The organism is Rhodococcus sp. YH3-3 (assembly GCF_001653035.1).
Taxonomy (GTDB): domain Bacteria; phylum Actinomycetota; class Actinomycetes; order Mycobacteriales; family Mycobacteriaceae; genus Rhodococcus_F; species Rhodococcus_F qingshengii.
The window spans coordinates 1,044,095-1,059,141 of sequence record NZ_BCWH01000003.1; the positions used below are offsets into that span (position 1 = coordinate 1,044,095).

Annotated in this window: 12 protein-coding genes; 6 read left to right on the plus strand and 6 right to left on the minus strand. The window is 64.5% G+C overall.

Annotated features, from left to right (window positions below; translation table 11 throughout):
• Together YH3_RS30015 and YH3_RS30020 are read right to left on the minus strand one after the other, a co-directional pair.
• Positions 1-1,074, minus strand: a 1,074-nt coding sequence (locus tag YH3_RS30015; protein WP_064444605.1) for an amidohydrolase, incomplete at its 3' end; no start/stop codon positions are given.
• Positions 1,075-1,086: 12 nt separating this feature from the next.
• Positions 1,087-1,647, minus strand: a complete 561-nt coding sequence (locus tag YH3_RS30020; RefSeq protein WP_064444606.1) for an FxsA family protein — start codon at positions 1,645-1,647, stop codon at positions 1,087-1,089.
• Between the two features lie 250 nt (positions 1,648-1,897).
• On the opposite strand from YH3_RS30020, the gene YH3_RS30025 reads away from it, so the two are divergent.
• Positions 1,898-2,557: a hypothetical protein gene (locus YH3_RS30025; protein ID WP_003944837.1), complete on the plus strand. Its 660-nt coding sequence runs from the start codon at positions 1,898-1,900 to the stop codon at positions 2,555-2,557.
• Between the two features lie 37 nt (positions 2,558-2,594).
• Here the strand turns inward: YH3_RS30025 and YH3_RS30030 are convergent, their stop codons facing one another.
• Both YH3_RS30030 and YH3_RS30035 read right to left on the minus strand, forming a co-directional pair.
• Entirely contained in the window at positions 2,595-3,254 is a 660-nt protein-coding gene (locus YH3_RS30030) for a response regulator transcription factor (RefSeq protein ID WP_003945024.1), read from the minus strand.
• Positions 3,255-3,311: 57 nt separating this feature from the next.
• Complete coding sequence (locus YH3_RS30035; RefSeq protein ID WP_082920709.1) at positions 3,312-4,439, minus strand: sensor histidine kinase; 1,128 nt, start codon at positions 4,437-4,439, stop codon at positions 3,312-3,314.
• A 74-nt stretch (positions 4,440-4,513) separates the two neighbouring features.
• Between YH3_RS30035 and YH3_RS30040 the strand changes: the two genes are divergently transcribed.
• The 4 genes from YH3_RS30040 to YH3_RS30055 all read left to right on the plus strand — a co-directional run bounded on the left by YH3_RS30040 (position 4,514) and on the right by YH3_RS30055 (position 9,091).
• Complete coding sequence (locus YH3_RS30040) at positions 4,514-5,281, plus strand: TSUP family transporter (protein ID WP_030536361.1); 768 nt, start codon at positions 4,514-4,516, stop codon at positions 5,279-5,281.
• A 30-nt stretch (positions 5,282-5,311) separates the two neighbouring features.
• Complete coding sequence (locus YH3_RS30045) at positions 5,312-6,832, plus strand: TldD/PmbA family protein (RefSeq protein ID WP_003944822.1); 1,521 nt, start codon at positions 5,312-5,314, stop codon at positions 6,830-6,832.
• Positions 6,829-8,187, plus strand: a complete 1,359-nt coding sequence (locus tag YH3_RS30050) for a metallopeptidase TldD-related protein (protein ID WP_064444608.1) — start codon at positions 6,829-6,831, stop codon at positions 8,185-8,187. The genes YH3_RS30045 and YH3_RS30050 overlap by 4 nt, the downstream gene beginning before the upstream one ends.
• Before the next feature lie 82 nt (positions 8,188-8,269).
• Positions 8,270-9,091, plus strand: coding sequence for an epimerase (locus tag YH3_RS30055; protein WP_238592729.1), 822 nt, complete (start codon positions 8,270-8,272; stop codon positions 9,089-9,091).
• A gap of 7 nt (positions 9,092-9,098) precedes the next feature.
• Here YH3_RS30055 and YH3_RS30060 read toward each other — a convergent pair whose 3' ends face one another.
• Positions 9,099-9,479: a PPOX class F420-dependent oxidoreductase gene (locus YH3_RS30060; RefSeq protein WP_003944780.1), complete on the minus strand. Its 381-nt coding sequence runs from the start codon at positions 9,477-9,479 to the stop codon at positions 9,099-9,101.
• Between the two features lie 203 nt (positions 9,480-9,682).
• Between YH3_RS30060 and YH3_RS30065 the strand changes: the two genes are divergently transcribed.
• Positions 9,683-11,338, plus strand: a complete 1,656-nt coding sequence (locus YH3_RS30065) for a GMC oxidoreductase (protein WP_082920699.1) — start codon at positions 9,683-9,685, stop codon at positions 11,336-11,338.
• A 36-nt stretch (positions 11,339-11,374) separates the two neighbouring features.
• Here YH3_RS30065 and cobN read toward each other — a convergent pair whose 3' ends face one another.
• Complete coding sequence (gene cobN, locus YH3_RS30070) at positions 11,375-14,995, minus strand: cobaltochelatase subunit CobN (protein WP_064444609.1); 3,621 nt, start codon at positions 14,993-14,995, stop codon at positions 11,375-11,377.
• Positions 14,996-15,047 lie beyond the last annotated feature (52 nt).

The following is a 15,047-nucleotide window of genomic DNA, read 5'->3' on the forward strand; positions in this document are numbered from 1 at the left end:
CGCGTGCTCGAGGCGGTGACCCAACGCGGCGACCTTGGGGCCACCCAGTTCGTCGGCGACCCTGCGGAACGCGGCAGCTGCCGACGAGACGGCGCCGTCACCGATGGCATGGAACCCGGCCTGGACGCCCGCGAGGGTACAGGCCCGGATGTGTGCGGCGATCGCGTCGACGTCGAGGTAGGCATTGCCCGTCGAATCAGGTTGGTCTGCATAGGGTTCGAGCAACCACGCGGTATGCGAACCGAGCGAGCCGTCGATGAAGAGATCCCCGCCGAGTCCGTCTGCTCCGGTTTTGTCGAGGAGCGCGCGAGCATCCTCTTCGCTGTCGACACGCTCACCCCAGTAGCCCCGAACCTCCACGCCGTGATCGTGGGCCAACAGTTCCTGGAAATCGGTCAATCCCGAGATGTCCGGTCCCCCACACTCGTGAACGGCCACGATTCCGCGTGAGGCGCAGAGATCGAGCGCAGCGGTACGAGCAGACGCGCGCTGAGTTTCCGTCAGCAGATTCCGAGCGGCATTGCGCGCCAGGTGGTGTGCGTCGAACGTCAACGGGCCTTCGGCTGAGTATCCAGCGGTGTCGGCGAGGCCGGAGATCCCGTCGCGCAATGCGCTCGAGCACGCGGCCGAGTGAACGTCGATCCGCGAGAGATACACCTTGCGGCCAGGGGCGGCCGCGTCGAGATCTGCGGTCGACGGCGGGGTCTGCTCGGCCCACTCGGTGTCGTCCCAACCGTGTCCCCAGATGACTGCGTCGGGATGGGCAGTTTCGGGGTTCGCGGCTGCGAATGTTCGTACTCGCGAGAGACATTCGTCCAGAGAGTTCGCGCCCACGAGATCGAGGCCGACGAGATTGAGTCCCAGTGCGGTGATGTGGACGTGGGTGTCGACGAACCCGGGAGTGACAAACGCACCACCCAGATCTTCGATCTCCGCGGCGGGGTGCAACGCCCGTCCGGCGCGCTCGTCGCCGACCCACACGACGGTGCCGTCGGTGATGGCGATCGAGGTCGCGTCAGGTGCAAATGAACTGTAGATCCGGCCGTTGACCAGCAGACGAGTAGTCACGAGCACCCAGTCTGCCTGTTAGTACTGCGGCCCCCGCGAACGGGTGGGTGCATCCGTGTCCAGAATCTCACCCTCGAGGACGAGTTCCTTGCCGTTGCTGGCGACGTACTCGGTGGTTTCGGGTGTCTCGACGATGATCTCGCCGTCGATCACCTCGCCGTTTCCGCGCATCCGCGCCGCGTAGCCGACGGTTCCGGCGAAGGCGTCACCACCGGCGGCAAATGCTGCTGCGCGCTTACCTGCCAGGAGCACTGCAAGCGGGCGCAGCGCCCAGCGGGTCGGCGGAATCAGAAGCAGCAGGCCCAGAACCGAAGTCACGAGTCCGGGTACGAACATCAACGCGGAGCCCGCCGCGACCAAGGCGCCGTCGGCGACCGCCAGTGACGGCGATCCCTCACCCCGCGTGGCCTTACGGAACCCGTCCATGACCCGTCGCCACTGCGAGCGCATGAGGATCAATCCGACAAGCGATCCGGCGAGAAACAGCAGCACTGTCCAGGCGACACCGATGGCGTTGCCCACGATGACCAAGGCTGCGATCTCGACGATCACGTAGAGGAGAAATACGGCGGCGATCATGACGTCCCCTTTCAGACGGTCTATTCGTTCAACGCTCGAGGGGCCGGTTTTTCTCCCGACAACGACGCAGAGGTGCAAAACAGGTGGGTGCCGTGAGTCACACGGGCCTTCTCTCACGCACGTGCGACTTGCCTGGCGTTAACTAACGCTCCGCTAACGATTCTAAACCTCAAGTTGACGTTGAGACTCTGCGCATGGTCAAGTCACTTCGGGCCGCATTTCCCGGCCTCATGAAATGAAGGAGCCCGACATGAGCCGACTCCCCGGCAAGACACTCGCCCGACGCATTCCCGCTGCCATCGCCGGCACTGCCGCCGTCGTGGCACTCACCGCCGGCAGCGCGATGATCAGCGCGGGAACCGCGGCCGCAGAACCGGTAGTACCCGAAGGAATTGCCGCGCTGATCGCGCAGGCCGCAGCCATCTCCCCCGAAGCCTCTGCTGCTGTTCAGCAGTTGATCGGCACGGCAGGCGCTGATCAGATCACGACCGCCCTCGATCTCCCGGACATCGGCGTCACCAAGCCGCAGTCGTTCATGTACCCCGCACCGACGGTCGGGTGTGGCGTGGCCGGTGAACCCGTCACCGTAACCCTCAGCTCCGCACAGGCCGGTCCGAACTTCCCGTTGCCGCCGTGGGTCGAGGCCGACCATCTCCGTTTCCAGGCAATCCCGGGTTACGTCGGCATACCCAAGACCTCAGGGTTGAGTGTTGCCTGGATCAACGTCGGCACGTTCAAGGGCGGCATCGTCCCGTTGGACGAGAAGTTGCCCGTACTCGATACGCCGTTGCTCTCGAAGGTCGTCGACACCGGTGACGGCAAGGTGTTTGCCGCTCTGTTCGGCAATGTCGATTACGCAGACGGGAAGACCTGCATCGTGCTGCCAACAGTGGGCGCTTTTGATGCTTGAGCAGAGCGAAACGCTCGCTGCCTGACAGACGGCTGGCCTACGCGCCCGGAGTCACCAGTCCGGTCTCGTAGGCCAGCACCACAGCCTGCACACGATCACGCAGATCGAGTTTGGTGAGAATGCGTCCGACGTGCGACTTGATCGTCGATTCGGACAGGTACAGCTGCTGTGCGATCTCGATGTTCGACAGCCCCGTGGCCACGTGTCCGAGGACTTCGCGTTCGCGTTCGGTCAGGACGTCGAGAACTACCGGATCGCGCCGGGGCGCCGGACCGTCCACGATGAACCTCGACAGCAGACGACGTGTCACCTTCGGGGAAACAACCGCGTCACCGGCTGCCACGCTGCGGATTGCCGACACGAGATCCTCGGGCGGGGTGTCCTTGAGAAGGAAGCCGCTGGCTCCGGCGCGCAAGGCACCGAGAGCGTGTTCGTCCAGGTCGAAGGTCGTCATCACCAGGACCCTGGATTCGATCCCGGAGGCAAGAATCTGCTCGGTCGCTTTCACCCCGTCGACAATCGGCATCCGCACATCCATCAACACGACGTCAGGCTTCAGCGCCACCGCCGCTGCGACCGCCGCGGCCCCGTCACCGGCCTCACCGATAACCGAGATGTCTTCATGTGCTTCGAGCACCATGTTCAGGCCCATCCGCATGAGTTCCTGGTCGTCGACTAGCAGCACGGTGATGGGCACGGCGTAAACCTATCGGGCCTGAGACGTCGGTGCCAATGCGATTGCGGCGAGCCGGTATCAATCGTGGATCTCGAGCGGCAGCTCTGCGTACACACGCCAACTGCCGTCGGGGCGTCGTCCGGTCTCGAGTGTCCCGTGCAGTACCGCCACCCGCTCACGCATTCCGACCAGTCCATTCCCCGAACCGTGGGAGAAGGTCGAACTCGACGTTCCGTTGTCGACGACCTCGAGCAGCACCGCGGTGTCGGTGCGGCGCACGGTGACTCGTGCCTTCGGATTTGCGCCGGCGTGACGGAGGACATTGGTCAGTGACTCTTGGACCAGGCGATGAATTCCCAGGCTGACTGAAGGACTGACGTCGTCGAGCTCGCCGGTCAGTTCTAGCCGCACCCCGAGACCGGCGGCACGCATCATCTCGACGACCTTGGCGATGCCGGCAGTTCCGTGTTGCGGCATCGCATCACTACTGACCTCGGTGCGCAGCAGCGAGACGGTACGGCGAAGCTCGGCAAGGGCGTCGCGTCCGGTGCTGGAGATGTTGCCGAGCGCCTTTTTGGCCAACGCGGGATTGGAATCGACCGCATACGACGCGCCGTCCGCCTGGACGATCATCACGCTGACCGCGTGGGCGACGACATCGTGGAGTTCGCGGGCGATTCGGGTTCTTTCCGTGGCCACCGCATCCTCGGCGCGGCGGTCCCGTTCGTATTCGGCCACTTCGAGTCTGGCGGCCACTTCCTCGTCGTAGGCTCGTCGCGCGCTCAAGAACTCGGCGGTGATCCAGGCCAGTGCATAGAGCAGCGTCGCGATGATGATCGTCAGGATCACGTCTTGGCGGATGACGAGCAACGAGAGAGTCATGTCCAGGGCAAGGAAGCACGCGAATATCGCCCCGGTACGCCGATCGACGTAGGCGACGAGTGTGTAGAGCGAAACTCCGAGCGCCAGCAGGCCTGGATGTTCCGCAGCCGGATCCCCAGTCGCCCACATCATCAGGGTCGCGAAGTACGACATCGACAATATGGACGCAGCGGACACACGCGGATATTTGCGACGCCACACGACGGGAAGGCAGATCAGAAATCCGACGACGAGCTGAGGCCACCGCTCCTCACGCGGCGAACTGACGAACGTAACTACCTCGAGCGCGAAGAACACGAGCGCCAGCGCGCTGTCCGCGATCATCGGCTTTCCTCGCAGCCACAGGCTGAACCTCCGCATGTGCTCAAGAGTGTCACAGCTGTGAAAGAGTCACCGCCGTGGATATTGCTGATTGGGGACTGCTGATGACGGCAGCGACGGCGGCGGGTTGGGTCGACGCCGTCGTCGGCGGCGGTGGATTGATTCTGTTGCCCGCACTCTTTCTGGTCGCCCCGCAATTGACCCCTCAGGCGGCACTGGCCACCAACAAATTGACGGCATTCACCGGGACGAGTGCTGCGGTGTACACGTTCTCCCGTCGAATCCCGATGGAGTGGCGGCAGATGGCGCCGGCAGCCGCGTTGGCTGCGGTGACGGCCGCGTGCGGGGCGGCGGCCGTTTCGCTGATCGACAAGAAGTACTTCATTCCGATCGTGATGGTCGTCCTCGTCGCCGTCGCCGTCTTCGTGACCATGCGTCCGACGCTGGGCACCACGATCGCGACCCATCGTCCGACGCAGCGCAAGACCGTCCTCGTCCTGCTGCTCTCCGCCGGACTCATCGGCCTCTACGACGGTCTGCTCGGACCCGGCACCGGCACCTTCCTCATCATCAGCTTCGCGACCTTCCTCGGAACCGAATTCGTTCGGAGCGCAGCGATGGCGAAGGTGATCAATCTCGGTTCCAATTTCGGCGCGCTCGCCTACTTCGCCGTCACCGGGCATGTCTGGTGGAGTTTGGGTTTGGCGATGGCGGTGTGCAACGTTCTCGGCGCGGTCATCGGTTCGCGGATGGCGCTGAGCAAGGGATCCGGATTCGTGCGGATCACGCTGTTGGTGGTCGTGATCGCCATGGTGATTCGCCTCGGATGGCAGCAGTTCGGCTGAGATCGGCGGTCGTCGGCTAGCGTCGTGTGCGTGACCGTCACCCGAGATGTCGATGCAGATTTCCTCGCCCTCCCGCTGCGAGCTGTCGCTGATGCGGCGCTGTCGGCTGCGAGAACGGCCGGCGCCCAGCACGCCGATGTTCGTGTCCACCGCGTGCTCACACAGTCGATCCGCTTGCGCGACGGCGTAGTTCAGGCGGTGTCCGACGGAGACGAGATCGGGGTCGCCGTCCGTGTGATCGTCGACGGCACGTGGGGATTCGCCTCGCACGCCGAGGTGTCCCCCGATGTCGCTGCTGCGCTGGCACGCCAAGCGGTCGAGGTCGCGAAGGCATTGCGCTCGCTCAATCGGGATCCGGTCACCCTCGCCGACGAGCCCGTCTACGCCGACGCGACGTGGGTGTCGCCGTACCTCGAAGATCCCTTCGCGACACCGACGGCCGAGAAGGTAGGCCTGCTGGTCGACTACTCCGGACGGCTTCAAGCCGCCGACGGCGTGGATCACGTCACGGCGAGTGTCCTCCAGGTCAAGGAGCAGACCTTCTACGCGGATCTGGCCGGTTCGTCGATCACCCAGCAACGGGTGCGTCTACACCCCGAGTTCGAGGCCACTGCCGTCGACAAGTCGGCCGGCAGCTTCGAATCGATGCGTACCTTGGCGCCGCCGGTAGGGCGCGGATGGGAGTACCTCGGGGCGGAGAGCACATGGAACTGGGGCGATGAGCTCGCGCAGATCCCGGAGTGGCTGGCCGAGAAGACCAAGGCACCGACCGTCGAAGCAGGTCCGACCGACCTCGTGATCGATCCGACCAATCTGTGGCTCACGATCCACGAATCCATCGGACACGCCACCGAATACGACCGCGCGATCGGCTACGAAGCGGCCTACGCCGGTACGTCGTTCGCGACGCCGGACAAGCTGGGAACGCTGAAATACGGAACGCCACTCATGCACGTGACCGCCGACCGAAACGAAGAGCACGGCCTGGCCAGCGTCGGATTCGACGACGACGGCGTCGCCTCTCAACGGTGGGATCTGGTGGCAGAGGGAACACTGGTCGGGTATCAACTAGACCGTGTGTTCGCGCCGAGGCTGGGGCTGACGCGTTCCAACGGTTGCTCGTACGCCGACTCCGCACATCACGTTCCCATCCAGCGAATGGCCAACGTCTCGCTCTCCCCCGACCCTTCTACGGACACCTCGACTGCAGACCTGATCTCGCGAGTCGAGAACGGCATCTACGTCGTCGGTGACAAGTCCTGGTCGATCGACATGCAGCGCTACAACTTTCAGTTCACCGGTCAGCGGTTCTTCAAGATCCGTGACGGAAAGCTCGACGGTCAGGTGCGCGACGTGGCGTATCAGGCGACGACGACGGATTTCTGGGGCTCGATGGAAGCCGTTGGCGGTGAGTCGACCTGGCGCCTGCAGGGGGCGTTCAACTGCGGCAAGGCGCAACCCGGTCAGGTTGCGGCGGTCAGCCACGGCTGCCCGTCCGCTCTGTTCCGCGGAGTCAACATCCTCAATACTCGTTCGGAGGCTCAGCAGTGATCGATCCGCAGCAGGTCGTCGAGCGTGCATTGGCCGCGAGGACGGTAGACGAATCGTTGGTGATCGTGACCGATGCGAGTGAGGCGTCGCTGCGGTGGGCCAACAATTCGATGACCACCAACGGAGTTTCGCTGTCCCGGACGTGGACGGTGATCTCGATCGTGCGCGAGGGTGACATCGCGAAGGTGGGCACTGTCAGTTCCAGCAGTGTCGATCCGGAGCAGATTTCCGCACTCGTACAGGCAAGCGAAGAAGCTGCGCGCACAGCCACTCCGGCTGACGACGCGTCCGACCTGATCACGCAGTCGGCGGCAGAGACCGACTGGGACCTGCCGGCCGCCCTGACCGACATCGCTGTCTTCGCTCAGTTGGCTGCCGACCTGGCGAAGGGCTTCGACGGCGGCGACCAGTTGTTCGGCTTCGCCCACCACCAGTTGCACACCACCTGGCTCGGAACCTCGACGGGCGTGCGACGTAGAACGGCTCAGGCCACCGGCTCCGTGGAAATCAACGGCAAGCGCGACGACGCCAGCGCCTGGGTCGGATCCGGAACCGTCGATTTCAGCGATATCTCGATACCGAAGCTCTTGTCGCAGTTGACCACTCGACTCGACTGGGCGGGTAACTCCGTCAGTCTGCCTGCCGGCCGCTACGAGACAATTCTTCCGCCGTCTGCTGTGGCGGACCTGATGATCTATCTGATGTGGACCATGGAGGGTCGCGGCGCCGAAGAGGGCCACACCGCACTGTCCACCACCGGTGGTACCCGGACCGGCGAGAAGCTCGGATTGCCACTGACACTCACCTCTGACCCCGGCGCCGAGGGCTTGCAATCCGCGCCGTTCGTGATCACGACGTCGTCGAGTGAATCCGTCTCACTGTTCGACAACGGTATGGAGATCGAACCCGTCGACTGGGTCCGAGACGGCGTCGTCAATGCGTTGGCGTACCCGCGCCACGCTGCACGAGAATTCGGTCGACCTGTCGCAGTTCCCGGCGACAATCTCATCCTGACCGGTGGTGACGACACCTCGATCGAGGACATGATCGCAGGTACCGAGAAGGGTCTACTGCTCACAACCCTCTGGTACATCCGTGAGGTCGATCCCACGACGCTGCTGTTGACCGGACTCACCCGTGACGGGGTGTATTTGATCGAGGACGGCAAGATCGTCGGTGCCGTCAACAACTTCCGTTTCAACGAGAGTCCGCTCGATCTCCTGCGGCGGGTCACCGAGGCTGGACGCACCGAGATCACGCTTCCCCGGGAGTGGAAAGATTGGTTCACCCGCACGGCCATGCCGCCCATGCGGATTCCCGACTTCCACATGTCCTCGGTCAGCCAGGCGCAGTGATGACGAAGGTCGTGATCGCCGGCGGCACCGGCGCTCTCGGCCGCCGAATCAGCGACGATCTCGCGGACCGCGGATTGACGTCGTGGTCCTGACTCGCTCACCGAAACCCGGCAGGCACAGGCAGGTTCAGTGGGACGGCGTCACGGTGGGCGACTGGGCGGGAGAACTCGACGGCGCATCGGTGATCAATCTGGCCGGCGAGTTGGTCGATCGCCGACCCACACCGGCAAACATCGCACTACTCACCAGTTCCCGAGTCGATCCGACCCGCGCGCTGGTCGAAGCGTCGAAACTACTGGCGAACCCTGTTCCGGTGTGGATCCAGGCGAGCACGCTCGCGATCTACGGCGACGCCGGAGAGACCCGGCTCGACGAGGCTTCCCCACTCGCTGACGGGCCACCTCAGATGACCGACGTCGCAAAGGACTGGGAGGCAGCGGTCGAGGGAGCAAACACGTCACGAGTAGTGACCCTGCGAACCAGTGTCGTGTTGGAGAAGGGCACACCGGCGCTCGAGCGATTGCTGTTGCTCGTGCGTCTCGGACTGGGCGGACGCGTCGCCTCGGGTAGGCAGTGGACCAGTTGGATTCACATCGAGGACTGGCTGTCGATCGTGCGCTGGGCACTCGAACCCGATTCGGCTGCCTCGGGCGTGGTCATCGCGACTGCTCCGGATCCCGTCCGAAACTCAGAACTGATGGCCGGGCTGCGCAAGCACCTTCACCGGCCACCTGCGCCGCCGACGCCCGCTTTCATGGTCAGAATCGGCGCGTTCCTTCTTCGCAGCGACGCTGCCCTGGGCCTGACGGGTCGTCATGCCGTATCGAAAGTGTTGGCCGACAAAGGCTTCCCCTTCACGTATCCGCGCTTCGACTCAGCGTTGGACGATCTGCTCGGCAACTGACGCGCGGTCAGGCTGCAGTGACGGCAAGTCCGATCGTTCCGGTCTTGCCGCGGCGAAGGAGACTGCCTTTCATGGTGATCCAGCCGAGGATTCCGTAGCGACGCGCGATCGCGTCGCGAGCATGATCGGTGCCCGGTCCGTCGAGGATCTCGGCGACGGCGGCCACCGGTTCACCCTTGGGATTTCCCCGAGCGTCACACGCAGCGACGGTGACCGACGGGTTTCGCCTGATGCGCTTGACCTTGTAGGAATCGGTGACGGTCCACATCAGGAGCTTGTCGCCGTCCGGCGCGGCCCAGAGTGGAGTCGCCACCGGAGTTCCATCCTTGCGGAAGGTCGTGAGTAGGACGTACTTGGCCTCGGAGACGCGCTTGAAGTCGGGGTTCACTCCTCGAGGATAGGTGCGAGCGCCTCTCGCTGAACACCGACAAGATTCCGCGACTATCTGGCGACCGATCAGTACCACCCAGGAAGTGCCACTTATGCACGTTTTATCCGGTTCTTCTTGACGTCGGACACGCCGTTTCGTCCCCGAACTCCATCTCGAGTTATTCTGAGGCAAACCGTCGAACTGGGGAGTCGAACTTACACATGCAGCGCCGTGACATGCAGCGTCGTGACTTTTTCAAAGCCGCCGGGGCGGGGGCAGCAGTTGCCGCCGCGACACCGCTCATCTCGACGTCGACCAGCCACGCCACCCCCGCACCACTGCGGGCGCTCCCGATGGGTGCTGATCACTACCGCGCGCTCGTCCCCGAGTTGTTCGCACCCTCTCCTACTCCCCCGGAGCATTCCGAAGCCATCGTCATCGGGTCCGGATTCGGCGCAAGCGCCACCGCCCTCAGACTGGCGCAGAGCGGCACCCAGATCACCATCCTCGAACGCGGACTTCGGTGGCCGCATGATCCGCAACGGGAGATTCACACCTCCGACATGCTGGCCGACGGCCGCGGAGTCTTCCGGCGAACATCGTTCACCAACCTCACCGGACTCCCCGTGGCGTGCGACTACTTCAGCGGCGTCCTCGATGCCACCGACTACGAACACATCTCGGTATGGCGCGGCGCTGCAGTCGGCGGTGGTTCCATCATCTTCACCGGCGTGATGATCGCGCCCGAGCGCCGATTCTTCGACGCAGTCTTCGGCAACTCCCTCGACTACGACGAGATGGCGTCCACCTGGTACCCCAAGGTGCGCCAGATGCTGCGTCTGAGCCCGTTGCCCGAAGACATTTACCAAACCCCGAATTTCGGCCACTCGCGTCGTTGGGATCAGGACGCTCGTCGTGCCGGATTCGATCCGCAGCGGATCGACGGGATCTGGAACTGGGACGTGGTGCGCTCAGAACTCGACGGCCGAACCCGAGCCTCGGCCACTGTCGGTGACAGCAACATGGGTAACTCCAACGGCGCGAAGTTCGACCTCACACAGAACTACATTCCTGCCGCCGAAGCCACCGGACGAGCCACCGTCTGTTACGGACATCAGGTGCTCGCGATCAGTCGCGAACGTGATGGACGCTACGTCGTCGACGTCGAATCGACGGATCCGACGGGTGGCGTTCTGGCCCGGAAGACTCTTACCTGTGACCGTCTGTTCCTCGGCGCCGGTTCGATCGGCACCTCCGAACTGCTGGTACGCGCCCAGGCGACGGGCGCGCTGCCCAACCTCAACGAACACGTCGGTAAGGGCTGGGGAACGAACGGCGACGCCGGGATGGTGCGCTCGTTCGGCTTCAGTGACGGCACTGCGCAAGCCTCACCGTCGGCATCACGCATCGTCGACGAGTCGGGAATGCCACTCTCCCTGGAAAATTGGTACGTCCCCGGCCTACCCGTCAACATCGGCATGCTCGGAACATTGGGGATGACCCTCGACTCGCAGCGCGCCGACTTCGCCTACGACGGCGGCTCCGATCGGGTGGTGCTGAACTGGCCGAAGAACGGCAACGACGCCACCGTCGAGGCACTACGCGCCGTCCAGAACAAGATGGCCTTCGCCGGCACCACGCTGCCGTCGGCATTGCCGTTCGCGAAGGACGTCAATTCCTCGTTCACCGCGCATCCCCTCGGCGGTGCGGTTCTGGGCAAGGCCACCGACGGCTACGGGCGAGTCAAGGGCTACGACGGCCTGTACGTGATGGACGGCGCTGCCATTCCGGGCAGCACCGGCACCGTCAATCCGTCACTGACCATCACTGCTCTGGCGGAGCGGAACATCGCTCAGATCATCAAGTCCGGACGCTGAAGCACTTCAGCGCCCGGACCTGACGGTGATCGAGGTTTACTCCCCCTCGAGTTCGCCTTCGGTTTCGAGGTACACCTGACGCAAGCCGTCGAGTGTCTTCTGCTCGGGGTGCTCCCACATGTTGCGCTCGGCGGCTTCGAGGAGCCGCTCGGCGATTCCGTGTAGTGCCCACGGGTTGGATTGCGTCATGAACTTCTGGTTCTGCTCGTCCAGAACGTAGGTCTCGGCGAGCTTTTCGTACATCCAGTCCGCGACCACGTTGGTGGTGGCGTCGTACCCGAAGAGGTAGTCGACCGTGGCTGCCATCTCGAAGGCACCCTTGTACCCGTGACGGCGCATCGCGTCGAGCCAGCGGGGATTGACCACGCGCGCCCGGAAGACACGTGCGGTCTCTTCCGAAAGTGTGCGTGTGCGAACCGATTCCGGTCGAGTGCTGTCGCCGATATATGCCTCGGGCGACTTTCCGGTCAGCGCGCGCACGGTGGCAACCATGCCGCCGTGGTACTGGAAGTAGTCGTCCGAATCGGCGATGTCGTGCTCACGCGTGTCGGTGTTCTTGGCCGCCACGTTGATTCGACGGTATGCACTGCGCATGTCGTCGGCTGCCGGGATTCCGTCGAGCCCACGGCCGTACGCGAAGCCGCCCCAATTGGTGTACACCTCGGCGAGGTCGTCGTCACCGCGCCAGGTCTTGGAGTCGATGAGTTGCAGCAGGCCGGCGCCGTAAGTTCCGGGCTTCGAACCGAAGATGCGGGTGGTCGCACGCCTGGCATCGCCGTGCTCGGCAAGGTCGGCCTGCGCGTGGGCGCGCACGTAGTTCTGCTCGTCCGCCTCGTCCAATGCGGCGACCAACTGAACAGCGTCGTCGAGCAGTGCGAGCACGTGCGGGAACGCATCACGGAAGAATCCGGAGATGCGGACGGTGACGTCGATGCGCGGGCGGCCGAGCTCTTCGAGATCGATGACCTCGAGGTTGACCACGCGTCGGCTTGCTTCGTCCCAGACAGGGCGAACACCGAGGAGCGCGAACACTTCGGCGATGTCGTCGCCGGAGGTACGCATGGCGGCGGTACCCCACACGGACAGACCCACCGAGCGCGGGTACTCGCCGTGATCGGCGAGATATCGAGCGGCGAGCGACTCGGCCATCGCCTGACCGGTCTCCCACGCAAGTCGTGAGGGAACTGCCTTGGGATCGACGGAGTAGAAGTTACGACCGGTGGGAAGCACGTTGATCAGGCCGCGCAGCGGTGACCCACTCGGGCCGGCGGCGATGAAGCCGCCGTCGAGCGCGTGCAGGACCTGCTTGATCTCGTTGTTCGTCTGTCGGAGGCGTGGAACCACTTCGGTGGCGGCGAACTGAAGGATCTTCACGACGGTCTCGTCGTCGCTGAGTTGTTCTGCCGCAGCGGGGTTCCAGTCGGCGTCGTACATGCCGCGAACCAGAGCGTGCGCATTTTCCTCGACGTCGTCGACACGGTTGCGGGACTCGTCGCCGTCTTCGCTGAGCCCGAGAGCTTCGCGCAGACCAGGGACACTCTGTTCGCCGCCCCACATCTGACGGGCACGGAGCATGGCCAGGACCAGTTCGATTTCGGCGTCGCCCTCGGGTGCGCGGCCGAGAATGTGCAGACCGTCGCGGATCTGGACGTCCTTGATCTCACACAGCCAACCGTCGACGTGCAGGAGCATGTCGTCGAACACGTCTTCTTCGGGACGCTCCGCGAGGCCGAGGTCGTGGTCCATCTTGGCTGCCCGCATCAGCGTCCAGATCTGCTGGCGAATGGCCGGCAGCTTGGACGGGTCCAGTGCGGAGATGTTGGAGTGCTCGTCGAGCAGTTGCTCGAGACGGGAGATGTCGCCGTAGCTTTCGGCGCGGGCCATCGGTGGGATCAGGTGATCGACGAGCGTCGCGTGGGCACGACGCTTTGCCTGTGTTCCTTCACCCGGGTCGTTGACCAGGAAGGGGTAGATCAGCGGCAGGTCGCCGAGGGCTGCGTCGGTGCCGCAGTTGCTGGACATGCCGAGCGTCTTGCCCGGCAACCATTCGAGGTTGCCGTGCTTGCCGAGGTGCACAACGGCGTCGGCGCCGAATCCGCCGTTGTCCGGTGTTGCAGCGATCCAGCGGTAGGCCGCCAGGTAGTGGTGGCTCGGCGGCAGATCCGGGTCGTGGTAGATCGCGACGGGCTTTTCACCGAATCCCCGCGGCGGCTGGACCATGAGCACGATGTTGTTGAATCGCAGTGCCGCGATGACGATTTCGCCGTCCGGATCCTGCGAGCGGTCGACGTACAGCTCTCCGGGCGCTGCGCCCCAGTGCTCTTCGACGCCGCTGCGCAGTTCCTCGGGCAGGGTGGCGAACCATTCGCGGTACTTTGCTGCCGAGATGCGGATCGGATTGCCCTCGAGCTGCTCGGCAGTGAGCCAGTCGGGATCCTGGCCGCCGGCCGCGATCAGGGCATGGATCAGCGCGTCGCCGTCCTTCGCCGCCAGGCCGGGAACTGCGTCCGGGCCGTCGACCGGACCGAGGTCGTAACCGGCAGAACGCATTTCCGTGAGCAGGTCGATTGCGCTCGCCGGAGTATCGAGACCGACCGCGTTGCCGATGCGGGCGTGCTTGGTCGGGTACGCCGAGAGCATCAGAGCAACGCGACGCTCGGTGGTGGGAATGTGGCGCAGCTTGCCGTGACGGACCGCGATCCCGGCGACACGGGCGGCGCGCTCGACGTCGGGGACGTACGTGGACAGTCCGTCGGAGTCGATTTCCTTGAAGGAGAACGGGACGGTAATGATGCGGCCGTCGAATTCCGGCACCGCGACCTGGGTCGCGACGTCGAGAGGCGACAGTCCGTCGTCGTTCTCGTCCCAGGTGGCGCGGCTACTGGTCAGGCACAGGCCCTGCAGGATGGGGACGTCGAGCGCAGCGAGTGCGGCGACATCCCAGGCTTCGTCGTCGCCACCGGCGGACGCGGTCGCGGGCTTCGTGCCACCGGCAGCGAGAACTGTCACGACCATGGCGTCGGCGCGGCGGAGCGTGCTCAGAAGTTCGGCTTCTGCGGTTCGCAGAGATGCACAGTAGATCGGCAGCGCGGTGCCACCGGCCTCGGCGACCGCGTCGCACAACGCCTGGATGTACCGGGTGTTTCCGGCCAAATGCTGGGCGCGGTAGTACAGAACTGCGATGACCGGACCGCTCGCCGAGTCGAGATCGGGCGCGAAATCAGCGATGCCCCAGGAAGGCAGGTGGGCCGGCGGTTCGAACCCGTGGCCGGTGAGCAGGACGGTGTCGGACAGGAAGTGGTGCAGCTGTGCCAGATTCTGTGCGCCACCCTCGGCCAGGTAGTTGTGCGCCTCGGCAGCAACGCCGGCGGAAACCGTCGAGCACTCCATGAGGTCGGCGTCCGGCGCGTGCTCGCCGCCGAGAACGACTACGGGGAGTCCGGAGGCGAGGACCATGTCCAGGCCGTCTTCCCAGCTGCGACGGCTGCCGAGGATACGAACGATCACGAGGTCGACGCCGTCGAGCAAGGGCGGCAAGTCCTCCGAGACCAGCAAGCGTGAGGGGTTGGCCCAGCGATAGGAGACTCCGTCGCCGGCTTCCTGGCTGGCGCGGGCGCTCAGCAGATCGGTGTCGGACGTGGAGAGCAGAAGAATCACGGGTGAAGCCTTCCTGGGGTTTCGCGCCCCGTGGCACAGATCTGTCATCGAC

What these genes read in the sequence shown, in the direction of transcription:
- YH3_RS30065 (WP_082920699.1), top strand. Translation starts at nt 9,683, where the DNA reads ATGCAGCGCCGTGACATGCAGCGTCGTGACTTTTTCAAAGCCGCCGGG.
- YH3_RS30025 (WP_003944837.1), top strand. Translation starts at nt 1,898, where the DNA reads ATGAGCCGACTCCCCGGCAAGACACTCGCCCGACGCATTCCCGCTGCC.
- YH3_RS30020 (WP_064444606.1), bottom strand. Translation starts at nt 1,647, where the DNA reads ATGATCGCCGCCGTATTTCTCCTCTACGTGATCGTCGAGATCGCAGCC.
- YH3_RS30035 (WP_082920709.1), bottom strand. Translation starts at nt 4,439, where the DNA reads ATGATCGCGGACAGCGCGCTGGCGCTCGTGTTCTTCGCGCTCGAGGTA.